Origin of the sequence: Bacillus cereus group sp. RP37 (genome assembly GCF_040459695.1) — a bacterium.
GTDB lineage: Bacteria > Bacillota > Bacilli > Bacillales > Bacillaceae_G > Bacillus_A.
Genome location: NZ_JARVHP010000001.1, coordinates 1,293,594 through 1,318,398, shown reverse-complemented (window position 1 = coordinate 1,318,398; position 24,805 = coordinate 1,293,594). Strand labels below are relative to the sequence as shown.

The following is a 24,805-nucleotide window of genomic DNA, read 5'->3' as shown; positions in this document are numbered from 1 at the left end:
TTTTCACACAATTCTTCACATTCGAATATTTTTTTCTAGCCTTTTATTTTTTTTGTGCTATAATTTGAGCAAACAACATCCTTCGGGGTCGGGTGAAATTCCCAACCGGCGGTGATGAAGTGCAAACTTCTAAGTCCGTGACCCGTTTTCAACTTGAAAACGGTGGATCTAGTGAAACTCTAGGGCCGACAGTATAGTCTGGATGGGAGAAGGATATGTTTCTAGTTTTTTATATAGTGAATACACTTTTATTTCAGTATGCATATTTTTAAAGGTTCATTTTGATTCTTTATATATGTTTAGTTTTCTATACTCATTTTTTTATACTGAAATAAAAAGAGACAACTAGCGTTTGAAAAATTCGATATTTTGCTAGGCTTTTTCCTTATGCAGAAATATCAATTATCGTTAGGTTTCTTTCCTATGCTTTCGTATTCAAACTATATTTCTAGAAATCACGTCTCCCAAACCCCAAGGATATTAAATCCTTGGGGTTTTTTGATTTTTTTAGGAGAGGTGAAGAGAATGACAGATCAAGAATATATGAGGATTGCCTTGCAGTTAGCAGAAGGGACATCTGGGCAAACAAGCCCAAATCCTATGGTTGGTGCTGTTGTTATAAAAGATGGAAACATCGTCGGTATGGGCGCCCATTTACGTGCTGGTGAAGGACACGCAGAAGTTCACGCCCTTCATATGGCTGGTGAGAAGGCAAAAGGAGCTACCGTTTATGTAACTCTTGAACCTTGTAGCCATTTTGGAAAAACACCACCTTGCTGTGAATTGCTCATCAAAAAAGGAGTCAAACGGGTTGTAATTGCTACTCTTGATTGCAATCCTCTCGTTTCTGGTAATGGAAAAAGGAGATTAGAAGAAGCTGGTATCGAAGTAACTACCGGTGTTCTTGAAGCAGAAGCAGTTTTATTAAATCGTTACTTTTTTCACTACATGAAAACGAAACGCCCATTTGTAACAATAAAAACAGCGATGAGCTTAGATGGAAAAACAGCAACTGTAACTGGTGAAAGTAAGTGGATTACAGGGGAAGAAGCACGAGCTGATGTTCACCAATATCGCCATACACATGATGCGATTCTCGTTGGAGTGAATACGGTTATCGCTGATAATCCACATTTAACGACAAGAATTCCAAATGGGGGGAAACATCCTATTCGCGTTATTTTAGATAACCATTTACGAACGCCACCATCTTCTCATGTCATAACAGATGGTTTAGCACCGACATGGATTATTGTCGGTAAGGATGTAAATAAAGAGAAAATAGCTTCTTATGAATCTGAAAATATAGCTATTTTCCAAATGAAAACGAAGCAAATTGAAATCCAAGATCTCTTACACTTACTTGGCGAAAAACAAATCCTTTCTCTTTTCGTCGAAGGTGGTCAAACAGTTCATACGAGTTTCTTACAAACAAAGTATTTCAATGAAATTGTGACTTATATAAGCCCAAAATTAATTGGCGGGCAAGACGCTCCTACTTTATTTGGCGGAAATGGTTTTTCAAAATTACAAGATGCACTTTCCTTGGAAATTCAAGAGATGAAACAAATTGGCGATGATATAAAAATCGTTGCGAATGCCCGAAGTGAGGTGACGGAATGTTTACAGGAATTGTAGAAGAATTAGGAACGATTGCAAACATGCAACAAAGCGGAGAATCGATGAAGTTAACGATCCATGCAAATAAAATTTTATCAGATGTTCACTTAGGTGACAGTATCGCGGTTAACGGTATTTGCTTAACTGTAACGAGTTTCACAACAACTTCATTCACAGTGGATGCAATGCCCGAAACGATGCAATCAACATCCCTTCGCATGCTTAAACCGCACTGTAAAGTAAATTTAGAGCGAGCAATGGCTGCAAACGGACGATTCGGTGGACATTTCGTTTCAGGACATATCGATGGCATCGGAACGATATTAAACAAAAAACAACATTATAATGCCCTCTATTACAAAATAGCTATTTCTGATGAATTGCTACGCTATTGTTTGCATAAAGGGTCCGTCGCTGTTGATGGAACGAGTTTAACAATATTTGATATAGACGAATCTTCCATTACAATTTCACTCATCCCGCACACAGTAAGTGAATCTGTTATCGGAGAAAAGAATGCCGGTGACATCGTAAACATTGAGTGTGACATGATTGGTAAATACATCGAACGCTTTATTTCTAAACCTGTAAAACGAACAGGTTCAATGAGCGAAAGCTTTTTACAAGAAAACGGATTTCTATAAGGGGGAAGCATGATGTTTCATCGTATTGAAGAAGCTCTAGAAGATTTAAAACAAGGAAAAGTCGTTATTGTATGTGATGATGAAAACCGTGAAAATGAAGGCGATTTTATCGCTTTAGCAGAGTATATTACGCCAGAAACAATTAACTTTATGATTACACATGGACGTGGTCTCGTTTGTGTACCGATTACGGAAGGGTACGCAGAACGTCTACAATTAGAACCAATGGTAGCTCATAATACAGATTCGCATCATACTGCATTTACAGTGAGTATTGATCATGTTTCTACAACAACAGGGATTAGTGCCCACGAACGTGCAACTACGATACAAGAATTATTAAATCCTGCATCAAAAGGTGCTGATTTCAATCGTCCTGGACATATCTTTCCATTAATTGCGAAAGAAGGCGGTGTCCTGCGCCGTGCTGGTCATACAGAAGCTGCTGTCGATTTAGCACAGCTTTGCGGAGCAGAACCAGCTGGAGTTATTTGCGAAATTATTAATGAGGACGGTACGATGGCACGCGTACCTGATTTAATACAGTGCGCAAAACAATTTGATATAAAAATGATTACAATAGAAGATTTAATTGCTTATCGCCGCCACCATGAAACATTAGTGACGCGAGAAGTGGAAATTACATTACCTACAGATTTCGGTACTTTCCATGCAATTGGCTATTCTAATTCATTGGATTCGAAAGAGCATATCGCACTCGTAAAAGGTGATATTTCAACAGGAGAGCCTGTACTTGTACGCGTTCATTCAGAATGTTTAACAGGAGATGTATTTGGCTCGTGCCGCTGTGATTGCGGACCACAACTCCATGCTGCACTGGCTCAAATTGAGCGTGAAGGCAAAGGCGTTCTTCTTTATATGAGACAAGAAGGACGAGGTATTGGGCTTCTTAATAAGCTTCGCGCTTATAAGTTACAAGAAGAAGGCTTCGATACTGTAGAAGCAAATGAAAAGCTTGGATTCCCAGCTGATTTGCGTGATTACGGTATTGGCGCTCAAATTTTAAAAGATTTAGGTTTACAACATTTACGATTATTAACGAATAACCCGCGAAAAATTGCTGGCTTACAAGGTTACGATTTAGAAGTAATCGAGCGTGTACCATTGCAAATGCCAACAAAAGAAGAGAATAAAACGTATTTACAAACGAAAGTAAACAAATTAGGACATTTACTAAACTTATAATTAAGGGAGAGATTTATTATGGTATTCGAAGGTCATTTAGTTGGTACAGGATTAAAAGTTGGGGTTGTTGTTGGACGTTTTAATGAATTTATTACAAGTAAGTTACTTGGCGGCGCTTTAGACGGATTAAAGCGTCACGGTGTAGAAGAAACTGATATCGATGTTGCTTGGGTTCCTGGCGCATTTGAAATTCCTTTAATCGCTAAAAAAATGGCTAATAGCGGGAAGTATGATGCTGTTATTACGTTAGGTACTGTAATTCGCGGTGCTACAACACATTACGATTACGTTTGTAACGAAGTAGCAAAAGGTGTTGCATCTTTATCACTTCAAACAGACATACCAGTTATTTTCGGTGTATTAACGACAGAAACAATTGAACAAGCGATTGAACGCGCGGGCACGAAAGCTGGTAATAAAGGCTATGAATCCGCAGTTGCTGCGATTGAAATGGCTCACTTATCAAAACAATGGGCATAAAAAAATAAAAAGAGGCTGCGGCCTCTTTTTTATTTTTTTACTTTTTTCCGTACATCTTTTATTAATTCATCCATTGTTTTTCCTTCTGTTTGTATACGAAGCGTTTGTGCTGTTCTCCATACATTCTCTCTTTTTTTCGCTTCTTCTATAATAGTAATTTCTTTTCGTACTTCCTTTAAATCTTTCCCTTCTGTTTTCAATCCAAAATGTTCAGCTTTCGTTCGAAAATGTTGTTCAATTCGTTGTTGCATCTCTTTTTGCTCAGGATTTTCGGTGGCCTTAACTGGATCAGCACTTATTGCTTTTAGTAAAATTAGACAAGTCATAATCGCTAATATATATTTGTGCATGTAAAATCCTCCAACCCAATATAAATTACATATTTACTATGTACAATTGGGGCTTGGAAAATTCGTCCACCAAAACTCTTTTTCCGCTCAAAAACCAATAGTATCAAACGTTCACAACTATTTATTACATTTTATTTACAAAAAAAGCAAACTCTTTTACAAGTTTGCTTTTTTATCTATCTTATAATGCACATTCTTCAATCTCAAACCCTAAATCCTCAATCATACCCCAGTCTGCAGTCGGTTCTTGTCCAGCTGTCGTTAAGTAATCTCCAACAAAAATAGAGTTTGCTGCAAATAAACCGATTGGCTGTACAGAACGTAAATTGATTTCACGTCCTCCTGAAATGCGAATTTCTTTCGTTGGGTTTACAAAACGCATCATCGCCAGCACTTTTAAACATTCTACTGGTGTTAACTCTTTTTGTCCTTCAAGCGGCGTACCCTTTACAGCAACAAGGAAATTACATGGAATTGAATCTGCATCTATACGTTGTAATTCAAATGCAATTTCAGCACGCTCTTCTATTGTCTCTCCCATTCCAAAAATCGCCCCAGAGCATGGTGAAATGCCCGCTTGTTTCGCTTTTTGAACTGTATCAACACGATCGTCATACGTATGAGTGGAGCAAATGCTTTCGTAATTATTTGCATGTGTATTTAAATTGTGGTTATAACGATGCACTCCCGCGTCTGCTAAACGTCTGGCTTGATCTTCGTTTAAGAAACCTAAACAACAACAAATCTTCAAATCTGTCGTTTCACGAATCTCCTTAACTGCTCCAATTACGTGATTCACCTCTTTATCTGTCGGACGACGGCCAGATGCTACAATACAATATGTACCCGCTTTACGGCGAATTGCTTCGTGTGCTCCTTCTACAATCTTTTCCTGCGTTAGCCATGCATATTTATCAATCGGTGCCTCTGAAATAATAGACTGTGAACAATATCCGCAATCTTCAGGACATAATCCAGATTTCGTATTAATAATCATATTTAATTTTACTTTCTTACCAAAGTGATGATGGCGAATGATGTAAGCTGCATTCATAATTTCTAAAACTTCTGTATCATCAGCTTCTAATATCGCTATTGCATCCTCTTTCGTAATCATTTTCTCTTCTACTACGTCGTATGCAATTTTTTTCCAATCCCTTTTTGTTTGTACTTGTTTCATTTCATCTCTTCCCCTCTTTTGTTATATGCATAAATAAAGCGTGATACGTCGCCATTATCCCTTCATTTTCCGTGAAGTCTCTTTCATATATGCGAAGCATCGCACGAAAGAGTGAGGGACTTTGGCAATATGATTCTTCATTACTATTGGTCGCTCCTACTTTTCGAATAGAGTGCAGAAACTCCCTAACTTCTGTAAATCTCTCTATGTAACATGTTTCAGAAACATGCACATCCCCTGTTTCTATCTCACATATATGGCGCAACTGACCTTTCGAATAAAAACGTTGCCCAATTGATGTTTCATTTTGTATATTTTTTTCTTCTTTCGCCCGCTGGAACGAAGCATGCAATTCTTGAAATGTTTCATGCCCAAACGTTGAAAAAAGTAATATCCCATCTATAGCCAAATGATGAAATAAATTTCTTATCACTTGTTTTAAATCATTTAGCCATTGAAATGTGGCATTCGAAATAATGACATCATATGTTTCTTCTAGTCGTAATCTTTCAATATCCTCGCAGTAAAATGTTACATTTTTCACATTTCGTCTAGTTTCCGCAACCGCAATCATACTTTGAGCAAAATCAATAGCTGTAATATGTGCTTTCGGAAATAAGTTTGATAATTGTTCTGTAACATATCCTGTCCCGCATCCAAGTTCTAAAATACGTATCGATGAATTTGCACTATATCGCCGATTCAATGTAGAAAGTAATGAATGTGCCATCTTTTTTTGTACATTTGCATATTGATCGTAGGATACCGCTGCCATGTTAAACCGTTTTTGTAGTAACGTTTTGTTGATCATGTCGTATCCCCTCTACAAATTGAATTATCTCATTTCCACAATATTCGAAATTCGTCACACACAATGCGTGTCCAGCCTCCCTTACTACCTTGAGCATGCTATTCTCATTCTGCGCCATACTACGCGCTGCAGATAATGAGCATATTACATCCTGCTCTCCATGAATTAGTAGTATAGGGACTTTCATTTCTTTCAGTTCTTCTCTCATATCTGTTTCTATTAAATACTCCAAACCTACTTGCAAAGACTGAATAGAATCACCTTTAAAGCCTTTTATCATATCTTCAAACCTTTTATTCTCTTTCAGCTCATTTTTTGTAAACATATTTTCATAAAACCGCTTGAGCGTATCTTCTTTCTTTCTCGCTACATTCTTTTTCAGCCGTTCTACATGCAAAGCATTCCATCCACTTGTATAGTCGCTCGTATTTGTAAATTTAGCAGTACCACCAATTAAAACGATACCTTTCGCCTTAATCTTTTTATGAGCTTGAACTGCTGCTAACGCCCCTAGTGACCATCCAACTAAAATTACATTTTCATCCTTTGCTACATCTATTATTCGCCCCGCAAATTCACTTTGTTCTTTCACATTACGCCAATTGATACAGTGAACAGAATATCCTTTAAAATACGGCAGAACTAAAGTCCAAACACCTTCTTCCATTCCCCACCCAGGAATAAAAATAATCTTTAGCTCTTTCATACGAAAAACCCCTCTTCTTTACCAATGCGTATAATATGCTGAATAGCCCATTTCAAATCAGCTATTGTATGTTGAGACGTAACTGCAAAACGGATCCGTGAACTATTAACTGGCACTGTCGGTGGACGAATTGCAATTGCTGCAATACCTACCTCTTGTAACCTTTTACTAAACCATAACGCTGTTTCATTTGAGCCGACTACAATCGGTACTATATGTGTCGAGCTATTCCCAATATCAAAACCAGCTTCTAGCAAATGTGTCCTAAAATATGCCCCATTCTCTATAAGTCTCTCTCTTCTCTCATTATCTTTTTTTACAATTTCAATTGCCTTTTGTACCGCTCCTAATGTTCCCGGTGGTAAAGCTGTAGTAAAAATAAAGCTTCTCATCATATTTTGTAAATATTCTATATAAATTGCATCACCTGTCAAATACGCACCATAACACCCTAAAGCCTTGCTAAACGTCCCCATATGTATATCAATTTTTTGAGCAAGATCTTTTTCTATATGAGATAATCCAGCTCCGCCGATTCCATATATTCCACTCGCATGTGCTTCATCAACTATAATGATTGCCCCGTATTTCTCTTTCAGCTGCACTAACTCCCTCAAATACGCAGTATCACCATCCATACTAAAAACAGTATCAGTTACGATTAATTTCCGCTTTTCAGGAGAAGCTGTTTTCAACAGCTTCTCTAAATGATCCAAATCATTATGACGATACCTTTTATGTTCTGCCCCGCTTAATATAATTCCATCAACGATGCTTGCGTGATTTAATTTGTCACTAAACACAATATCGTGACGACAGGCTAATGAAGAAATCACTCCAACATTTGCGGTATATCCGCTATTTACAACTAAGGCTTTTTCGGTGCCTTTCCAATCGCATATACTTTTCTCAACCTCTTCATACAGTGAATAGTTTCCTACAACGAGCCTTGATGCTGTCGCCCCAGTTCCATATTTTCTTGTGCATGCAATAGCAGCTTCTTTTAACCTTTCATCTCCAGCTAACCCTAAGTAATTATTTGACGCTAAATTTAGCATCCTTTTCTCATCTCGAATAAGCCATGTCTCTTCTGCCTGTTCTGTTACATGCAAATTGCGATACTGCCCTTGCTCATGTAATTGTTGTAATTTAGTTTGAAGATATGTGCGCCACGGTTGATTCATTTCGGATGAACTCCTCTAATTTTGAAATCATAATATACTCTTTCGCAGATTCTAAGACTTCTTCTTTTGTAAACGCACCTTCAAAGAATGGTAATAAACCTAAAACCGGTACTCCACTTAGCTCTTCAATCATTTCTTTATTTTCTTGTACTCTTTCCATTTCACATTCTTTGCAGCCGGATAAAATTACACCTGCTACTGTTAAGCCATGTGCCTTTGCATAAGCAATCGTTAAAACTGTATGATTTACTGTTCCTAATGTAGGGCGTGCTACTACAATAAGAGGAAGCTGTAATTCTTTCGCGAAATCAATTACTAAAGCGTCTTCTGTATATGGAACAGCCAGTCCACCTGCACCTTCTACAAATAGACTATTACACTCTTTCAATCGTTCATTATAATGATCAATAATGTCTTTTAAATGTACTACTCTTCCAGCTCTCTTCATGGCAAGTCTTGGAGCAAGCGGTTCTTCAATAGAGTAAGGGCAAATTTCATCTTCTTTTGTCGGTACACCTGTTAATACTTTTAACCTTGCTGCATCTCCCTCTGGATTTGATGCAACATGTCCACTTTGCAACGGTTTATATACCCCTACGTTATATCCCAATTCTCTAAATACACCTGCTAATGCACCTGCAACTACAGTTTTCCCCACTTCAGTATCCGTTGCTGTTATGAAAAAACCACTCATTATTCTCCCTCCGTAACATCCGAGATTGCTTTATACAAAATACGTAACATATCATCAATCTCATCCATTGTAGAAGCAAGAGGAGGCATAAATACAATCGTATTACCGAGCGGTCGTATAATCATGCCCAGCTCTCTTGAGCGTTTACACACCTGAACACCGACTCTCTCTGTCCATTCAAACGCTTCTTTCGTTTCCTTATTCTTCACAAGTTCAATTCCAACCATTAACCCGCACTGACGAATATCCCCTACATGTTTATATGCAAAGAGCTCTTCCAATTGCGTCGCCACATATTCCGTCTTACGTGCTACTTCTTCTATTAAATTTGTTTTCTCGTATAGTTCTAGATTCGCAATTGCTACCGCACACCCTAACGGATTCCCTGTATAACTATGACCGTGGAAAAACGTTTTTTGTTCTTCATATTCGCCTAAAAAGGCATTATAAATTTCATCTGTCGTTACGGTGATTGCAACTGGTAAATATCCGCCCGTTAAACCTTTTCCAGCTGTTAAAATATCCGGCGTTACATTTTCATGTTCACATGCAAACATTTTCCCGGTACGCCCAAATCCAGTCGCTACCTCATCTGTAATAAATAACACATTATATTTTGTACATAAATCCCGTAGCCCTCTTAAGTATCCTTTTGGCATTGTAATCATGCCTCCAGCACCTTGCATTAAAGGTTCTACAATAATAGCTGCAATTTCTTCATGTTTGTCTTTCAGCAGCTCTTCCATTTCTTCTAAATGTTTTCTTACAATTCCCTCCTTATTATTTCCATAAGGAGAACGATATGTATATGGATAAGGCATTTTAATTGCCTCAAATAAAAGTGAACTATACACTTGGTGAAACAAGTCTATTGCTCCTACTGAAACAGCTCCAATTGTATCACCGTGATACGCTTCTTTTAATGTAACAAATCTTTGTTTCTTCGGTTTTCCTTTATGCTGCCAATATTGAAATGCCATCTTAATTGCAATTTCAACGGCGCTAGAACCGGAGTCTGAATAGAATACTTTCTTCAATCCTTCTGGTACAACTTCAATTATTTTTTCTGCTAATAAAATAGATGGAACGTTAGCAAGTCCTAGCATAGTAGAATGAGCAATTTTATTTAATTGCTCACGAATTGCCTCATCTAATTCTGGTACTTGATGTCCATGAACATTTAACCAAATAGACGAAACACCGTCCCAATATTCATTTCCATTTACATCATATAGCTTTCTTCCCTCTCCACGTTCAATAATGACAGGATCTTCTTCTAAATAATCCTTCATTTGTGTAAATGGGTGCCATACATAAGCTTTATTTTTCGCCGATAGTTCTTCATATGTATAAGATGATTTTTCAGTCGTATTACTATTAACAGTCACAATTGTCACCCCTAATGTTAACTAGTTTATAAATATAGTTAACATTAAATCTAAATGACTGTCAATTATTTTTAAATCAAATAGTTCTTAAAAAAGAACAACTTATCGTATGATAAGTTGTTCTACTTTCCGTGTTGTATCTTTCCGATTTCTAAAATAATCTCTTCATCTTTTTTTCCTTCTGTATCAATTCCAAGTTGCTTAGCATGCTCAATTAATAAATCATGGCGCTGCTCAAACCTAGCTTTATCTACTTCTTTCGTAACCTCTTCTTTTGTTTTCCCTTCAGTAGAAACTCCTAGTTTCGTAGCTGCTTTTTCCATCGACTTCTTCTCTTCAGCTTCTTTCACTTTTTTCACTTCTGATTGCTGTATTTGCTTTTGCTTCGCCTGCTCTGATTCAGCTGCAAAAGCTGTGTAAATTCCAGCACTTCCGCCAATGACTAGTAAGGTGATAAAAAGAATTATTTTTTTCTTCACTCTTTCCTCCCCTTTCAAATTCATTATAACGCACAATTTTAGAACATTGAAAATATTTAATCTTTATCCCCCTAAAAAAATATCGAATATTTTTATTGACATATTAGATGAAAATGTGATAAAAATTTAACTAACATCATATGAATCGGCATTGATAGGATTTAGTAGTATTTCGATTTCTGATTTCAGAGAGCTGGTGGTCGGTGTGAACCAGTACAGAGCGAATTATGAATTACCCCCTGGAGCTTCTTTTGCGAAACGTACGGAGTAGTGAAAGACGGTTATAGACCGTTATATCTAAAGAGTGGTGAAACGACACTGTTTCACAATTTAGGGTGGTACCGCGAATTTTTCGTCCCTGCATATATTGCAGGGGCGTTTTTATTTTATAAACGCATATCATACGATCCTTTATTTTGTGATACATTCATTTCACAAGCTAGGGTGGTACCGCGATTTCTTCGTCCCTGCATAATTATATGCAGGGACGTTTTTTTATCCAATCATTTCCGTATCATATTGAAGGATTAACAATTACCGGTAATTTGTCACAAAATTCTAAAATTTAGAAGGAAATATACAATATTGGCGAATTTTATATAAAAAAGAGCTATTTTAGATTACTTAGGAGGGAAAAACAATGGTTTCAAAAATTGAATCTGTTCTTTTAACATTATTTATCTTTTTCTGTATCGGCTTTAGTGTTATCCAATTAGAAGTTTCACCACACATCCCAATTTTATTTGGTATCGTTCTTTTATTAACATTTGGATTTATGAAAAAAATCTCTTGGTCTACTATGGAAAAAGGGATGATCAGTAGTATTTCAGCTGGTATTCCATCTATTTTTATTTTCTTACTTGTAGGCGTATTAATTAGTGTTTGGATCGCTGCTGGAACAATTCCAACTTTAATGGTATACGGCTTCCAGCTTGTATCTCCTAAAATTTTCGTTCCAACTGTTTTTGTTGTTTGTGCAATTGTTGGAACAAGTATCGGTAGTGCCTTTACAACTGCCGCAACTGTAGGACTTGCCTTTATGGGAATGGGTAGTGCTCTCGGATACGATTCAGCTCTGATCGCTGGTGCAATTATTTCTGGTGCATTCTTTGGAGATAAAATGTCTCCTTTATCTGATACAACAAACTTAGCTCCTGCTGTAACGGGTGTAGATTTATTTGAGCATATCCGTAACATGCTTTGGACAACAGTTCCAGCTTTCATTATTGCTTTTATCGCATTTTTCATTTTGGGAAGCGGCACTAGTGGAGACGTTGACTTCACAAACTTTATTAGCACATTAGAAAAAAACGCAACGATTTCTATCGTTACACTTATTCCAATTTTATTACTGTTCCTATTCGCATTCAAAAAAGTTCCAGCAGTTCCAACATTACTTGCTGGAATCGTAGTAGGAATCATCATTCTCTTTATTTTCAAACCTAGCACTTCTTTAGCTGATTTAATGAAAATTATGCAAGACGGCTACGTTTCTAAAACTGGTATTAAAGACATTGATAGCTTACTATCTCGCGGTGGTCTACAAAGTATGATGATGTCGATTGCGCTTATTTTCCTAGCTCTTTGTATGGGAGGATTATTACAAGGAATGGGTATTATCACGCAGCTAATGAATATCATCTCTAGCTTCGTAAAAAATAGTACACGCTTAATTATTTCTACTGCTTCAACTGCAATTGGTGTAAACTTCTTACTCGGTGAGCAGTACTTATCCATCGTTTTAACAGGACAAGCATTCGCTAATAAATACGATGAAGTCGGTTTAGAACGTCGTAATTTATCACGCGTATTAGAAGATGCAGGTACAGTGATTAACCCGCTCGTACCATGGGGTGTAAGTGGCGTATTCTTAACAAACGTCCTTAGTGTTCCAACATTTGATTACCTTCCATACGCAATCTTCTGTTTAGCTTGTCCAGTCGTAACCATTATCGTCGGCTTTACTGGATTTGGCCTTTCATGGAAGAAAGAAAAAGCAGTAACAATTTCATAATATAATAAAAAGGATTACCTGAATCGGTAATCCTTTTTATATTTCTCGGCTATCTATTCGCTTTCTTTCTTCTAAATAACAGAAGTAATCCCGCTCCAACAAACGCCAAACCTGCTCCAATTGTAGAAACAACACTTGTACCTGTTTTCGGTAAATCACGTTCTTCTTTATTTTCACTCACAGTTGTTGTTTCTTTTGAGTTTTGATTATCCGTTGTAGTTTGTCCAGATCCTGCATTTTTACCTTCATCTGTTGATGGTGTCGTTGGATTTTCTCCATTATTTCCTTCACCTGTTGGTGGCGTTGTTGGATTTCCTCCATTATTTCCTTCACCTGTTGGCGGTGTTGTTGGATTCTCTCCACCAGTTTCCTTATCATCATCGTTCTTCTTCGTTATATCAATTGCATATTTAGCAAATTCATTTTCAGATGGTCCAACGTACGATATTTTCCCATCTTTCTTTATATACTTTTGTGCGTTTGGTGAAGAATCGAATGTTGTATTTAATTTATCTGCAACAATTGGTTTAAACGTCCAATTTTTATCAGCTGCTGGATCAATAACTGGTGTTTCTTGCATATACTTCACAATGATTTGACGTGTTTCATCTTGTGATTGGTATACAACTTCCCCTTTACTTACACCTGGGAACGTTTGGCTACTTCCACGATAGTTATTTGTAGCGACGATAAACTCTTGATTGTCAGCTACTGGCTTACCTTCATATGTCATATTTATAATACGATTCGTATTTGCATTTACAACTTTTCCATCTTTATCGTATTTCGCCGGTTGTGTTACATCAATTTCGTATTTTAAGCCATCTAAAATATCGAAGTTATATGTAGGATAGCCTATATTTACTAACGGCTGTTCTTCTGTTTTCTTTGGATCGATTTGATTAAACTGACCTGCAGACATTTCAAGCCATTCTTTCACTTGTGCCCCATTTACTTTTACAGCATATAACGTATTTGGATATACATATAAATCTGCAACGTTTTTAATTGCTAACGTTCCAGCTGGAATATCTGTATAATATGTAGCACCGTTTCGACCACCTGCTTTAAATGGTGCACCTGCAGATAAAACTGGAATTCCTTTATATTTGCTATATTGTCCATTTTCAGCAAATAACTTTTCTACATACCATTTTTGTGCATTTGTCACAAGTTGTACAGAAGGATCATCTTGTACTAATGAGAAATAACTATTAATTGGCGCTGTCGTTTTTCCTACAGCTGTATTCACATAATCAATTGTCGCTTGATGATCATCTTTAATTTCATTAACTAATTTTTCATCGGATTTTACTAGTGGGTTCCCTTTACTATCAGCAATCGGACGAAGTTGCGGCTTCGATTGCTCTTTTTGTACTTCCCATTTTCCGTTTACCTTTTTCAATTGCATATCAATAATACCTAGGTTACTTCCAAAGACACCAGGCATTACAACTGGAATACCATTAAATACATCTTTCACTTCAGTATGTGAATGCCCCATTAATACTGCATCTACACCAGGAACTTCTGTTAAATAATACGACGCGTTTTCCATGCCAACGTTGTATCCACTCTTATCAACACCGGAATGCGCTAGTGCAACGATAACATCTGCACCTTCTGCTTTCATTTTTGGCACCATTTTCTTCGCTGTTTCAACTATATCTTTTGCTTTAACTTTTCCTTCTAAATTTGCTTTATCCCAGTTCATAACTTGAGGTGGAACAAATCCCATTACTCCAATTTTCACCTTCTGTTTTTGTCCTGATTCATCTTCTACTTCTTTTTCAAAAACATGATATGGTTTAAAGTAATTTTGGTCATTCTCTTCATTATTATCTTTATCATCTTTATAGACGTTCGAGTTAATAACCGGGAACTCTGTTTTACTAATCACTTTGTTTAAATAGTCTAAACCGTAGTTAAATTCATGATTCCCAAGAGAGATGACGTCATACTTCATTAAATTCATTAAACGATATAATGGATGTGTATAACTAGGATCCACAGGCTTCTTCGGATCATTTATTTTATTCGCTACATAATCTCCAAGCGGTGTCCCTTGTAATGCATCCCCATCATCAAATAGGACAGAGTTCTTCGCTTCTTCACGTGCTTTGTTAACAAGTGTTGCAGTTTGCACGAGACCTACTTTATTATCTGTTTTCGTTTGATAATAATCGTAATTCATTAAGTTAACGTGAATATCTGATGTTTCTAGAATTCGTAAGTTAACCGTACTCTCCCCGTTGTTCTCATCCGCATGAGCTGTTGTTGGCAATACTTGCGGCGCTATTACACCTATAGCAAGAGTTGCTCCAGCTAGCATTTTTTTTGACTTTTTCACAAAAAATCCCCCTTATACAATTACCAAAGAATAATGAAATGAATTTCTATCAGTCTCTAACCACATACCTTTTTTCTTCTATTAGATACACGATTTTCATTTCATCCTGCGCTAACGAATAGTCCCCTTAAACGATCAATTGATGAAGACTAGCAATTAACGGGAGATAAAGCTCCCACTATGTAGAATTTTACCTTATCTGACATTATCATATATAATGTTCTTTCATATCGTCAATATTTTTTGACATACTTCTACAAATTTTATGAAAAGTTATTGTAAACTTTTCATAAACATATAATATGCCCTTACATTGTTAATACTGCTGAATATGATACAATTACCAATTACAAGGAGGATGAATTTATGAAAAAAGTCATCTTAACAATTGTTTGTCTCCTCCTTCTAATCATTTCTTATTCTTATTTTGAAAAGAACGATGAGACAAAACAAAATGAACCCGAAGAAAAAACAGAAAAAACATCTACTCCAAGTTGGATTGATAAGCAAACAAACGATTCCTTTTATCATCTCGTATTAGGCGATTCACTCGCTAAAGGTTATGGATCAACACAAGGTGGATTTGCTGAATTAGCCTCCAGACAAATAGAAGCGCAAATTCATAAACCAATTACTGTAGAAAACCTTGGGATAAACGGTCTTACAACAGATCGTCTCGCTAAAAAAGTTCAATCAGAAGATGTAAAGCAAAAAATTAGAGCAGCAAATATCATTACAATTAATATTGGGGGAAATAATTTATTTCGCTTAAATCGTGATGTCGGTGTTATAGATGGTATTAAAATGTTAAATAAAGAAAAAGCGCATTTTGAAGCGGATGTAAAAAATATTGTAAAGACAGTTCGAGACCAAAATCCGGATGCTTTACTCATTCTTTCTGAACTCTATAACCCGTTACAACTTGATGATTCCATCGCAAGTTATGCAGATATGTTTTTAGATGGCTGGAATGAATCTGTTTATTCCATTTCAAAAGCAAATCAACCATCTATCGTTTTACCAATTCGTAAATTAATATCGAATGATAAAAAAGAATTACTCTTTGACCAAGTACACCCAAATGATAAAGGCTATACGATTATTGCCGATTCATTTACAAAAAAAGTGTTAGCCTACAAATATTAAAGTTTCCATGAAACAATTCTATTTTTATAACATGTCTTTTTTGTTACAATGAGAGTGGAAGGGGGCCTTTATATGGAATCACGCGAGTGGGAACGTATTGTTGATCATCTTCTTTCGCTAGTGCCTCTTTTTTATCGCAAATTTATGCTTCCTGGAGAATTTTCTTCTCAAAGACATATGCCGCCATCACATACACAAGTATTGCTGCTGTTGCATGAAAACGGCACATTAGCAGTTTCCGAAATCGGCAAGCGGCTAGCGATTTCACGGCCTAACATGACACCTCTATTAAACAAACTGATTCAAGAAGAACTAATAGAGCGTCATTATAGCGAAAAAGATCGACGGGTCATTTTAATTTCCCTAACAGCTGAAGGGAAATTGTTAGTAAATCAATATCAACAATTCATTTTAGACAAATTAAAAGAAAATTTCCAAACATTATCTGAGGAAGAGCGCGAAAAGCTCATTCACTCTCTTCAAACCATTCAAAATTTAATTTTGAAAACAAACGTATAAAGCTGCTTCTAAATAGAAGCAGCTTTATGATTCGTAATAATTACCATAGTACACATTTGAATATGGCCATGTCGTTAAATATGGTTTTTGTTCTTGCGAAGGCTGTTGTTGTGGTATTTGTGATAATTGCTGTAATTGTTGTTGTCGATATAATTCGTATTGTCTACTCATATCATAAACCGGATAATAATTTACATATGGGTATACTTGAGGTACGTAATAATAATACATTCATTCTCTCCCCCTTTTTCTTAAACATATTCAAAGGAGAAAATGAATGTGACACTCTTTATATTTGCACGAGTGGTTCTCTCACTCGTTTCTTTCTGTTCTTTAAACGTAACTTACGGTTCTTTTCATATAAATAATGCACAACGAAATATGAAACTACACCAAACACAACTCCTAAAATCGTCATTCCAATTAATACATACACTTCACTCTGCAATAAACCCTTTAATATCGTAAAAATATGACTCGAAAACAAATCAGATATCGTAAATGGTTCATGATGTATTTTTTGTACATGAAATGGATATATCATTTTTCCTAGTGCATAAGCAAACGGAAATAAAAATACCGGTAGAAACGATATTTTTCCAATAATATTGCCAATAACCGCAGCAGGAAAAGATCCCTTTACTATTCGAACAATCGGATAAAATATTATATATACGAGCGATGCCGTATATATGACCAACATCTCTAAACCAAAACCAATCGCAAAGCCTAATGATACTTTCTTCGCTCCTTCTGGCGATCGAAGCAACTTATAATATTGAAACTTTAATATTCTCCACATCCGCTGAAAAAACGAATATGTTTTCTTAGTTGTTTTCATCCTCATCATCTCTTTAACTATATTTTTATACCTAGTATGTCCTTACACACTCTGAAAAACAAATTTCATTTCCTCTTTTATTATAAATGATATCAAAACGGTTAACTAAATATACATATGACATTTCAATATAAAAAAGTGCACCTCAAATTGTTATTCATGTCTAACAATTTGAGGTGCACTTTAGTTGGGCGGCTTTTTTCTTATTTATCCTCCTAATGTTTGTCCCATGTCATTTATTTTTATATTAAGACGAAAAAAGCACTTACTTGCTTTATGTGCTTTTATATCGTTTCAACTTTAAACATTAGATGGTTAGATGTCCCTACTTACCTCATTAACAGATTCACTAAACATATCAGGGTCTTCATTTTTTATATCAATCAATAATTCTTTAATACTAATCATAATTGATTGATCAAATCCCGAAAGTACTTTTCCATATGCTAATCTTACTTGAAGATGATTAAAAATTCTATAATGTAAAATTTCTACCCATTCTTTAGCTGAGTTAATCATCTATTGAACATCCTGTGCTATCTTTAGAAGTTAAATCTAAGTGTCATTGAGAATACCACGAATTATATAATTTTTCTAATAATTAACCCAATTTCTTTTCTATTTGCGATTTTTCTTCTTTTGAAAAAAATGAATCAAGTTCTCTATTACACCATCTCGAACTACATAGTTTTTATTCTTATCTTCCCAGTATCTATACTCATAGAGTACTTGTTCATCAAATCGCTGTAAATAACCTTCCCAGTTATTCGGAATATATTCTTCAAAAGATATTGATTCCGGATAATTAGAATAAAAAATTAAACGATCAAAATCTATCAAGAAACATGGGTTATAATTATAATAGGCTTCTTCTCTATTAGTTCTTAGTTCCCTTAAAAATTCTAACCTAATATCTTCTGTAAATCTTTCATATTTTTCTATTCTTTCTAAAAAATCAGCTATTGTAGTCTCATTTAAAATAAGAATGCCTTTTCTTTCTTCTGGATATTCACTAGGAGCGTATCCAGCTTGATTATAATCTAAATACCATAAATCCGGTTCAGTTATATACCAATTGAACCTATTTTTATATTTTACACCTACTATAATATTTTCTGCATATAAAGGCTTAATCATTTAATTAGTTCTCCTCTCTTACTTGATAAGTTTAGCATTTTGGCCATACTCTACCAACTAATGGTGACAGGTGATTCTTACTAGTCAATCCACTATTATTTGACGCCATTCGAATAATAGAGTTCGTTTTTATTTAGTTTAAACAATTCTGTTTCTAAAGATATAAATACTAAGACTGTGTATTTTGTTGTAAAAATGCTTCTAAAATTCTCTTAACTGGCAGACTCGATTTTTTCAGTAGATTCTCTGCCTTATCCATTATTTGCTTGTTGGAAGCGATTATTTTTTTATATTCTTTATTGTTAAAAGAACGTAAAGAGTCTATTACATATTCAGCTAATTCATCATTCGTATTGAGTAAATCTAGTAATAAATTGAATCCATTCATCCCAGTATCTTCATCTATACAATATACTAATCTAATTTTATATTTATCATCTCTGTCCTTTAAATTTTGAAATAATTTATCCCAATCATTTTCAGTAAATTCACTTATCAACTTCTGTACATACATAAATTCATCATCATAGAAGTAGTTATCTGAGCTATTTTCAGCTAATACTGCATCTACTTTTTCATACATTTATGTCCCTCCTCTATTTGGTAAATCCACCTGGTAATCGTGTATTAATTTGACCTGTTGGATATCCACTAACCACACTGTCACCTATTTTTATTGCATCAATTTCTACGCCGTCAATAAATTCCCCTATGAAAAGTCGCTCCATCTCTTCCTCTAATACTTAACTGGGAAGAGTTACCTACATCAGTTATACTACCTAAAATCTTTGTATCATTCTAACTTCCTGGAAATATTGTACTATTTTATTTTAGCCAATTTCCTATCAAGAAATTGAGTCGTATAGTTGATATCTTTCGTACTATTTAATGCTATTAACCGTGATAAAAAAGCGAAAGAAAAGAGCATGTTTTGAAAAAAGGATTAATCAAAACATGCTCTTTTAGTATTTAATCGAATTATTCTTTTATAAAGAAGATTGATTTCTTTGTAATCCTTCTTCAAATAAAAACCTAGTTGTCTCGTATCTTTAACTATACTGCTTTTCCAATTTTATTAGGTTTTTCTTCTGATTTGATAAACCTATTGTAAAACTATTTGCTTTAATTACAATATTCCCTCTGTTACCTGTTGAAGTGACGGTTATCTTAGTTCTAAACAAACCTTTCTTAACTTTCACACTTTCTATATCTTTCATGCCTATACACTTTATATTCCCAGTGAACTTACCACTCATTGATATTTCTAATACCATAAGTCTTTCATCAGTAAAACATATGATTAAATGCTCAAGGTCTGCCAATGCTCCAAGACCGTATTTAAAATACTCTGATGATGATGGTGTTACATAGGAGTAGAAATAGTAAAAGTAAGTTTCACCTTCTATTTTTAATTCTTCGAATAAATCGTCTAAGTACTTGTTTGTTAACATCTTATCCCCCCTCTCTTATTTGAGCCTAACCATTACATTAAAAGTATTTCATAGGAACCCTTCTTTTCTGTCACAATTATAAACATATCATCTGCAAACTCACATTTCCATAATAAACCAATATTTTAATTTACCTTTTTTATAAAAAGTTAATCTTCTTTCAAAACGACTAAACTTTATTTCAAATCCACACTTTAAAAACAAACTAAAATCCCTAAAAATTTTATAAGAGAATTTCGTAATTTCTCTATTTTTAAAATCAACTTAAAACCCTTGAAACAAAAGGTTAAACAAAAAATTAAATAGCTGTTTCTCTATTAGATGTCCCTCTTCTATCCATATAATTAAGCACTTTTAGTTTATACTGAAGGGAGTACCTTTTTTCATTTACCTTTTCTTCTAGTAAGAATTTAGACATAAAAAAATACACCTCCAATTGTTATTCGTGTCTAACAACTGGAGATGTACATCACTTAGGAAGGCTCTTCTACATTTTTAAATAAACTTACTAATAATGCTTTTTGCGCATGCAATCGATTACCAGCTTGCTCAAATACGATAGACTGTGGTCCATCTATAATTTCTCCTGTTACTTCTTCTTCACGATGGGCAGGTAAACAGTGTAAGAAACAATATGTTTGCTTCGCATGCTTAACAAGTTCTTTATTAATTTGGTAAGGTTGAAATAAAGTGTATTTCTCTTCTTCTCCTTCTTGCCCCATGCTCATCCAAACGTCAGTATAAATAAAATCTGCTTTATTTACCGCTAATTCAGGATTATGCAAAATTTCAATTTCAGCTCCTGTTTCTTCAGCAATCGCTAACGCTTTTTTTACAATTTCCTTACTCGGTTCATATCCTACAGGCGTTGCCACAGTCATATTCATTCCGACTTTTGCACTCGCTAACAATAATGAGTGACATACATTATTCCCGTCACCTACGTAAGCCAATTTAATTCCTTTAAATGTATTCACTTCTTCGTATATCGTCATTAAATCTGCCAATGCTTGACAAGGATGATGATCATCCGTTAAACCGTTAATTACAGGTATGCTCGATTCTTTTGCAAGCTCTTCTACATCCGCATGTGAAAATGTACGTATCATGATCCCATCAATATAATGAGATAATACTTTCGCAGTATCTGAAACAGTTTCTCCTCTCCCAATCTGCATCTCTTTCCCACTTAAAAACATGCCATGTCCTCCGAGCTGTACCATTCCTGCTTCAAAAGATACGCGAGTACGAGTTGAATGTTTATCAAAGATAAGGCCTAATATTTTTCCTTGTAATAAAGGCTCCTGCTTTTTCTTTTTTAAATATATAGCGAACTCAATTAAAGAAATAATTTCTTCTTGCGTCAATTCTTCTAGTGTTAAAAGATCTTTCGTATTTAATTTCGGTACTTGTACAGTTGACATGAAACTTCCCCCTTATATGATTGATACGTTTTTTGTACAAATTACTTTTTTTATTATATATACTGCCTGTTCTAACTCTTCATTCGTCACAATAAGTGGTGGTAACAGTCTTATAACATTAGGCCCTGCTTGTAATACGAGAAGTCCCTCTTCTTCTAGTTGTTCTATAAAACTTGCAACTTCATGCTTACACTCAATTCCAATCATAAGCCCCTTACCACGAATATTTTGAATACATTCGACATGTTGTAATTCCTCTTGCAATTTCTCTAATACGTACTCGCCCTTTTCCTGTACTTCTTTTAAAAACGATGGTTTCTTACTTACTTGCAATACTTTTTTCGCTGCAGCCATCGCAATATAATTCCCGCCGAAAGTTGAACCGTGTGATCCTGCAGTAAACGATATTCCAAGTTCTTTTCGGCCAATCATCGCTCCAACAGGAATGCCATTTCCAAGAGCCTTAGCGGTAGTAACGATATGAGGATCTATTCCCATTTGTTCGTAAGCGAATAGTGTCCCTGTTCTTCCGATCCCTGTTTGTACTTCGTCTATAATAAATAAAGAACCGAACTTATTACATACTGTTTCAATCGCTTTCAAAAAAGATAGATCAGCAGGTATGACTCCTCCCTCTCCTTGAACAACTTCTACCATTACTGCCGCAACTTCTTCATTCATTACTTTCTCTAACGCCTTTATATCGTTAAAAGGGATATGTAAAAAAGACGGAAGGAGCGGACCAAATCCTTCTTTCACTTTATCTTGCCCTGTTGCACTCATCGTTCCAAATGTTCTACCGTGAAAAGACTGCTCACATGTTACGACGAGAGATTTTTCAGTATGCTTACGGGCTAACTTCAAAGCAGCTTCATTCGCCTCTGCCCCGCTATTACAGAAAAACACATAATCTAATGCTATATTTTCTGTTAATAATGACGCGACTTCTTCTTGTAAGCTGTTTGTAAACAGGTTAGATATATGCCATATATCATGAAGTTGCTCTTGTACACCTTTCATAACAGTAGGATGACAATGTCCTAAATTACATACGCCAATTCCTGATGTGAAATCTAAATATTGCTTACCGTTATTATCAATAACTTTCGTGCCCTCTCCCTTTACAAACTCAATAGTTCTTCTTCCATACGTTTGAAAAAGATGACTTGTCATACAATACTCACGCCCCTCGTTACCGTCGTTCCGATACACTCACCTGTAACCTCGGTAAAATCCTTCGTCCCATTTACGATACTAACCTTTTGCACTCCCATTTTTAATGATGCTAGTGCTGCCTGTACTTTCGGAATCATCCCGCCTGTAATAACACCTTTTTCTATAAAAGTAACAATCTCGAATTCGTCAGTTTTCTTTACTAATTTCCCTTCATGTAATACTCCATCTACATCTGTAATGAAAATGAGTTCTTTTGCAGATAATGCGGCCGCAATTCCAGCTGCAGCGGTATCCGCATTTATGTTATATATCTCATTATCATGTATCCCGACCGGAGCAATAACAGGAATATAATTCATATTTATTAATCCTTTTAGTAAGGCCGTTTCGACATAACTTACTTCTCCCACATATCCTATCTCCTCGCTGACAGGTTGAACTTGAAGTAAATTTCCGTCACACCCTGAACAACCTACCGCAAGTAAATTATGCTTTTGTAAATTCATTACGAGTTTTTTATTCGTACTTCCGCATAGCACCATTTGAACAACATCCATAACCTCTTTTGGTGTTACTCGTAATCCATCTCTTTTTTCTACGTTGATGTTACAATCTTTTAATTTGGCATCAATTTCTGGACCACCACCATGGACAATCACTATCTTATACTTCTGCTGCAATTTCTTTATACAATCAAAATACACATCATTTAATTGATCCAACATACTACCGCCACATTTCACTACAATATAATCGCTCATCTTCCCTCTCCTTATGTACGATAACAAGCGTTTATTTTCACATATTCATAGCTTAAGTCACAGCCCCATGCTGATCCCGTCTCTTCTCCTAAATGTAAATACACATCAATCATAATTTCATGTTCTTTTAATTTCATTTTCATTTCCTCTTCAGAAAACATTTGAGGTTCACTATTTTTTAACACAGTGATAGTTTGAAGAGTAATATCAATTGTATTTGGACTAATAGCTACTTCACTTTGTCCAATACTGCTAATAATTCGCCCCCAGTTTGGGTCTTCACCATGTATTGCTGTTTTCACAAGACTCGAACCGACTATTTGCTTTGCGATTTTCTTTGCCTCTTCATTCGTTCGAGCTCCTAGTACATTTACTTCTATTAACTTCGTAGCACCTTCACCATCTTGTGCAATTTTTTTGGCTAAATCTTCACATACCTTCTGTAAAGCAAATACGAAAGTTTCCCAATCTGTATGTTCCATATTGATTGGTTTCGTTTCTGATAATCCACTTGCCATAGCGATGACCATATCATTCGTAGAAGTATCTCCATCCACCGTAATTTGATTAAATGTATGATTCGTTATTTGTGATAATGCTGTTTGCAATACGTCATGCTCTATATGAGCGTCTGTTGTAATAAAGCTCAGCATTGTTGCCATATTTGGATGAATCATCCCCGAACCTTTAGCAACACCAGCAATCGCCACTTTCTTCCCATCAATAATCATCTCATAGCAAGTTTCTTTCGTTATAAGATCCGTCGTTAAAATCGCTTCAGAAAAAGAACGTGCTTCACTTACTTCCTTCGTCGGGATAAGAGTTGCAACTCCCTTTCGGATTATATCCATCGGTAAAGGAACACCAATTACACCTGTTGAAGCGACTGCAACATAAGTTTCTTTCACTCCAAAATGTTCCGCACCTAATGTACGCATCTCGTAAGCATCTTGTAAGCCTTTCATTCCTGTACAAGCATTTGCATTTCCACTATTGACGATAATAGCTTGTAATTTCCCCTCAGCCGTTATACTTTCTTTCGTTACTTGCAGCGGGGCTGCTTGTATTTGATTCGTTGTATAGACGGCGGCGCATGATGCTGGTACTTCACAAATGATTACACCTAAATCCTTTTTTTCTTTTTTCAAACCATTTGCTGTACCGATTGCCGAAAAGCCTTTTGGCGTTACAATTGAACCATTTTCTAGTTTGATAATAGACTCTACTTTAATCATCATGTCCCC

26 protein-coding genes, 1 pseudogene, 1 riboswitch and 1 other annotated feature are annotated in these 24,805 nt (G+C 35.6%); of the genes and pseudogenes, 7 read left to right on the top strand and 20 right to left on the bottom strand.

What is annotated here, in order from left to right:
• Positions 1-74 precede the first annotated feature (74 nt).
• A riboswitch (FMN riboswitch) is annotated at positions 75-218 on the top strand.
• Between the two features lie 307 nt (positions 219-525).
• The 4 genes from ribD to ribH are packed head-to-tail and all read left to right on the top strand — an operon-like array spanning position 526 to position 3,950.
• A complete protein-coding gene (gene ribD / locus QCI44_RS07055) occupies positions 526-1,638 on the top strand; it encodes a bifunctional diaminohydroxyphosphoribosylaminopyrimidine deaminase/5-amino-6-(5-phosphoribosylamino)uracil reductase RibD (RefSeq protein WP_353811061.1) in 1,113 nt (370 codons plus the stop codon).
• A complete protein-coding gene (gene ribE / locus QCI44_RS07050) occupies positions 1,620-2,264 on the top strand; it encodes a riboflavin synthase subunit alpha (RefSeq protein WP_016086405.1) in 645 nt (214 codons plus the stop codon). Before ribD ends, ribE begins: the two co-directional genes overlap by 19 nt.
• Before the next feature lie 12 nt (positions 2,265-2,276).
• Positions 2,277-3,470, top strand: a complete 1,194-nt coding sequence (gene ribBA / locus QCI44_RS07045) for a bifunctional 3,4-dihydroxy-2-butanone 4-phosphate synthase/GTP cyclohydrolase II (RefSeq protein WP_016086404.1) — start codon at positions 2,277-2,279, stop codon at positions 3,468-3,470.
• An 18-nt stretch (positions 3,471-3,488) separates the two neighbouring features.
• Positions 3,489-3,950 carry a 6,7-dimethyl-8-ribityllumazine synthase gene (ribH, locus tag QCI44_RS07040; protein ID WP_000230900.1) on the top strand — a complete coding sequence of 154 codons (462 nt, stop codon included), beginning with the start codon at positions 3,489-3,491 and terminating at the stop codon, positions 3,948-3,950.
• Positions 3,951-3,979: 29 nt separating this feature from the next.
• On the opposite strand, the gene QCI44_RS07035 is transcribed toward ribH, so the two are convergent.
• The 8 genes from QCI44_RS07035 to QCI44_RS07000 form a co-directional block, all read right to left on the bottom strand.
• Positions 3,980-4,300 (bottom strand): hypothetical protein, encoded by a 321-nt coding sequence (locus QCI44_RS07035; protein WP_000549786.1) that lies wholly within the window; start codon positions 4,298-4,300, stop codon positions 3,980-3,982.
• 181 nt (positions 4,301-4,481) lie between these two features.
• A complete protein-coding gene (bioB, locus tag QCI44_RS07030) occupies positions 4,482-5,480 on the bottom strand; it encodes a biotin synthase (protein WP_016086401.1) in 999 nt (332 codons plus the stop codon).
• A gap of 1 nt (position 5,481) precedes the next feature.
• Positions 5,482-6,291, bottom strand: a complete 810-nt coding sequence (gene bioC / locus QCI44_RS07025) for a malonyl-ACP O-methyltransferase BioC (protein ID WP_088084327.1) — start codon at positions 6,289-6,291, stop codon at positions 5,482-5,484.
• Positions 6,257-6,997: an alpha/beta fold hydrolase gene (locus QCI44_RS07020; protein WP_088084328.1), complete on the bottom strand. Its 741-nt coding sequence runs from the start codon at positions 6,995-6,997 to the stop codon at positions 6,257-6,259. The genes bioC and QCI44_RS07020 overlap by 35 nt, the downstream gene beginning before the upstream one ends.
• Positions 6,994-8,181, bottom strand: a complete 1,188-nt coding sequence (bioF, locus tag QCI44_RS07015) for an 8-amino-7-oxononanoate synthase (RefSeq protein ID WP_016135311.1) — start codon at positions 8,179-8,181, stop codon at positions 6,994-6,996. The genes QCI44_RS07020 and bioF overlap by 4 nt, the downstream gene beginning before the upstream one ends.
• On the bottom strand, positions 8,147-8,875 hold the full coding sequence (gene bioD, locus QCI44_RS07010) for an ATP-dependent dethiobiotin synthetase BioD (RefSeq protein WP_353811060.1): 729 nt from the start codon (positions 8,873-8,875) through the stop codon (positions 8,147-8,149). Before bioD ends, bioF begins: the two co-directional genes overlap by 35 nt.
• The gene (gene bioA, locus QCI44_RS07005) at positions 8,875-10,263 is read right to left on the bottom strand and encodes an adenosylmethionine--8-amino-7-oxononanoate transaminase (RefSeq protein WP_016086396.1); all 1,389 of its coding nucleotides are present in this window, start codon (positions 10,261-10,263) and stop codon (positions 8,875-8,877) included. The genes bioD and bioA overlap by 1 nt, the downstream gene beginning before the upstream one ends.
• A 122-nt stretch (positions 10,264-10,385) precedes the next feature.
• On the bottom strand, positions 10,386-10,742 hold the full coding sequence (locus QCI44_RS07000; protein ID WP_116349046.1) for a hypothetical protein: 357 nt from the start codon (positions 10,740-10,742) through the stop codon (positions 10,386-10,388).
• A 142-nt stretch (positions 10,743-10,884) separates the two neighbouring features.
• Positions 10,885-11,105: a binding site (T-box leader), on the top strand.
• 277 nt (positions 11,106-11,382) lie between these two features.
• On the opposite strand from QCI44_RS07000, the gene nhaC reads away from it, so the two are divergent.
• Positions 11,383-12,756 (top strand): Na+/H+ antiporter NhaC, encoded by a 1,374-nt coding sequence (nhaC, locus tag QCI44_RS06995; protein ID WP_098986691.1) that lies wholly within the window; start codon positions 11,383-11,385, stop codon positions 12,754-12,756.
• 49 nt (positions 12,757-12,805) lie between these two features.
• Here the strand turns inward: nhaC and cpdB are convergent, their stop codons facing one another.
• Positions 12,806-15,106 (bottom strand): bifunctional 2',3'-cyclic-nucleotide 2'-phosphodiesterase/3'-nucleotidase, encoded by a 2,301-nt coding sequence (gene cpdB / locus QCI44_RS06990; protein ID WP_016086393.1) that lies wholly within the window; start codon positions 15,104-15,106, stop codon positions 12,806-12,808.
• A 366-nt stretch (positions 15,107-15,472) separates the two neighbouring features.
• Here cpdB and QCI44_RS06985 point away from each other — a divergent pair, with 366 nt between their 5' ends.
• Entirely contained in the window at positions 15,473-16,252 is a 780-nt protein-coding gene (locus tag QCI44_RS06985; protein ID WP_016086392.1) for a GDSL-type esterase/lipase family protein, read from the top strand.
• A 72-nt stretch (positions 16,253-16,324) separates the two neighbouring features.
• Positions 16,325-16,771 carry a MarR family winged helix-turn-helix transcriptional regulator gene (locus tag QCI44_RS06980; protein WP_000445819.1) on the top strand — a complete coding sequence of 149 codons (447 nt, stop codon included), beginning with the start codon at positions 16,325-16,327 and terminating at the stop codon, positions 16,769-16,771.
• Between the two features lie 24 nt (positions 16,772-16,795).
• Here QCI44_RS06980 and QCI44_RS06975 read toward each other — a convergent pair whose 3' ends face one another.
• The 11 genes and pseudogenes from QCI44_RS06975 to argJ all read right to left on the bottom strand — a co-directional run bounded on the left by QCI44_RS06975 (position 16,796) and on the right by argJ (position 24,796).
• Positions 16,796-17,002: a hypothetical protein gene (locus QCI44_RS06975; RefSeq protein ID WP_016086391.1), complete on the bottom strand. Its 207-nt coding sequence runs from the start codon at positions 17,000-17,002 to the stop codon at positions 16,796-16,798.
• Between the two features lie 58 nt (positions 17,003-17,060).
• On the bottom strand, positions 17,061-17,621 hold the full coding sequence (locus QCI44_RS06970) for a DUF2062 domain-containing protein (protein ID WP_080117867.1): 561 nt from the start codon (positions 17,619-17,621) through the stop codon (positions 17,061-17,063).
• 306 nt (positions 17,622-17,927) lie between these two features.
• A pseudogene (locus tag QCI44_RS06965) lies at positions 17,928-18,131 on the bottom strand (Imm30 family immunity protein); the annotation flags it as partial.
• Between the two features lie 99 nt (positions 18,132-18,230).
• The gene (locus QCI44_RS06960) at positions 18,231-18,749 is read right to left on the bottom strand and encodes a hypothetical protein (protein WP_016086388.1); all 519 of its coding nucleotides are present in this window, start codon (positions 18,747-18,749) and stop codon (positions 18,231-18,233) included.
• 169 nt (positions 18,750-18,918) lie between these two features.
• Positions 18,919-19,332 (bottom strand): hypothetical protein, encoded by a 414-nt coding sequence (locus QCI44_RS06955; protein WP_016086387.1) that lies wholly within the window; start codon positions 19,330-19,332, stop codon positions 18,919-18,921.
• Between the two features lie 13 nt (positions 19,333-19,345).
• Positions 19,346-19,477 (bottom strand): hypothetical protein, encoded by a 132-nt coding sequence (locus tag QCI44_RS06950; protein WP_016086386.1) that lies wholly within the window; start codon positions 19,475-19,477, stop codon positions 19,346-19,348.
• Positions 19,478-19,798: 321 nt separating this feature from the next.
• Positions 19,799-20,200, bottom strand: coding sequence for a PH domain-containing protein (locus QCI44_RS06945; RefSeq protein ID WP_016086385.1), 402 nt, complete (start codon positions 20,198-20,200; stop codon positions 19,799-19,801).
• A gap of 473 nt (positions 20,201-20,673) precedes the next feature.
• Positions 20,674-21,624, bottom strand: coding sequence for an ornithine carbamoyltransferase (gene argF / locus QCI44_RS06940; RefSeq protein WP_016086383.1), 951 nt, complete (start codon positions 21,622-21,624; stop codon positions 20,674-20,676).
• Positions 21,625-21,636: 12 nt separating this feature from the next.
• Positions 21,637-22,797, bottom strand: a complete 1,161-nt coding sequence (locus tag QCI44_RS06935; protein ID WP_033660116.1) for an acetylornithine transaminase — start codon at positions 22,795-22,797, stop codon at positions 21,637-21,639.
• Positions 22,794-23,561, bottom strand: a complete 768-nt coding sequence (gene argB, locus QCI44_RS06930) for an acetylglutamate kinase (protein WP_016086381.1) — start codon at positions 23,559-23,561, stop codon at positions 22,794-22,796. Before argB ends, QCI44_RS06935 begins: the two co-directional genes overlap by 4 nt.
• Before the next feature lie 11 nt (positions 23,562-23,572).
• The gene (argJ, locus tag QCI44_RS06925) at positions 23,573-24,796 is read right to left on the bottom strand and encodes a bifunctional glutamate N-acetyltransferase/amino-acid acetyltransferase ArgJ (protein WP_016086380.1); all 1,224 of its coding nucleotides are present in this window, start codon (positions 24,794-24,796) and stop codon (positions 23,573-23,575) included.
• Between the last annotated feature and the right edge of the window lie 9 nt (positions 24,797-24,805).

What these genes read in the sequence shown, in the direction of transcription:
- ribD (WP_353811061.1), top strand. Translation starts at nt 526, where the DNA reads ATGACAGATCAAGAATATATGAGGATTGCCTTGCAGTTAGCAGAAGGG.
- ribE (WP_016086405.1), top strand. Translation starts at nt 1,620, where the DNA reads ATGTTTACAGGAATTGTAGAAGAATTAGGAACGATTGCAAACATGCAA.
- ribBA (WP_016086404.1), top strand. Translation starts at nt 2,277, where the DNA reads ATGTTTCATCGTATTGAAGAAGCTCTAGAAGATTTAAAACAAGGAAAA.
- ribH (WP_000230900.1), top strand. Translation starts at nt 3,489, where the DNA reads ATGGTATTCGAAGGTCATTTAGTTGGTACAGGATTAAAAGTTGGGGTT.
- QCI44_RS07035 (WP_000549786.1), bottom strand. Translation starts at nt 4,300, where the DNA reads ATGCACAAATATATATTAGCGATTATGACTTGTCTAATTTTACTAAAA.
- bioB (WP_016086401.1), bottom strand. Translation starts at nt 5,480, where the DNA reads ATGAAACAAGTACAAACAAAAAGGGATTGGAAAAAAATTGCATACGAC.
- bioC (WP_088084327.1), bottom strand. Translation starts at nt 6,291, where the DNA reads ATGATCAACAAAACGTTACTACAAAAACGGTTTAACATGGCAGCGGTA.
- QCI44_RS07020 (WP_088084328.1), bottom strand. Translation starts at nt 6,997, where the DNA reads ATGAAAGAGCTAAAGATTATTTTTATTCCTGGGTGGGGAATGGAAGAA.
- bioF (WP_016135311.1), bottom strand. Translation starts at nt 8,181, where the DNA reads ATGAATCAACCGTGGCGCACATATCTTCAAACTAAATTACAACAATTA.
- bioD (WP_353811060.1), bottom strand. Translation starts at nt 8,875, where the DNA reads ATGAGTGGTTTTTTCATAACAGCAACGGATACTGAAGTGGGGAAAACT.
- nhaC (WP_098986691.1), top strand. Translation starts at nt 11,383, where the DNA reads ATGGTTTCAAAAATTGAATCTGTTCTTTTAACATTATTTATCTTTTTC.
- QCI44_RS06985 (WP_016086392.1), top strand. Translation starts at nt 15,473, where the DNA reads ATGAAAAAAGTCATCTTAACAATTGTTTGTCTCCTCCTTCTAATCATT.
- QCI44_RS06980 (WP_000445819.1), top strand. Translation starts at nt 16,325, where the DNA reads ATGGAATCACGCGAGTGGGAACGTATTGTTGATCATCTTCTTTCGCTA.
- QCI44_RS06975 (WP_016086391.1), bottom strand. Translation starts at nt 17,002, where the DNA reads ATGTATTATTATTACGTACCTCAAGTATACCCATATGTAAATTATTAT.
- QCI44_RS06970 (WP_080117867.1), bottom strand. Translation starts at nt 17,621, where the DNA reads ATGATGAGGATGAAAACAACTAAGAAAACATATTCGTTTTTTCAGCGG.
- QCI44_RS06960 (WP_016086388.1), bottom strand. Translation starts at nt 18,749, where the DNA reads ATGATTAAGCCTTTATATGCAGAAAATATTATAGTAGGTGTAAAATAT.
- QCI44_RS06955 (WP_016086387.1), bottom strand. Translation starts at nt 19,332, where the DNA reads ATGTATGAAAAAGTAGATGCAGTATTAGCTGAAAATAGCTCAGATAAC.
- QCI44_RS06950 (WP_016086386.1), bottom strand. Translation starts at nt 19,477, where the DNA reads ATGGAGCGACTTTTCATAGGGGAATTTATTGACGGCGTAGAAATTGAT.
- QCI44_RS06945 (WP_016086385.1), bottom strand. Translation starts at nt 20,200, where the DNA reads ATGTTAACAAACAAGTACTTAGACGATTTATTCGAAGAATTAAAAATA.
- argF (WP_016086383.1), bottom strand. Translation starts at nt 21,624, where the DNA reads ATGTCAACTGTACAAGTACCGAAATTAAATACGAAAGATCTTTTAACA.
- QCI44_RS06935 (WP_033660116.1), bottom strand. Translation starts at nt 22,797, where the DNA reads ATGACAAGTCATCTTTTTCAAACGTATGGAAGAAGAACTATTGAGTTT.
- argB (WP_016086381.1), bottom strand. Translation starts at nt 23,561, where the DNA reads ATGAGCGATTATATTGTAGTGAAATGTGGCGGTAGTATGTTGGATCAA.
- argJ (WP_016086380.1), bottom strand. Translation starts at nt 24,796, where the DNA reads ATGATTAAAGTAGAGTCTATTATCAAACTAGAAAATGGTTCAATTGTA.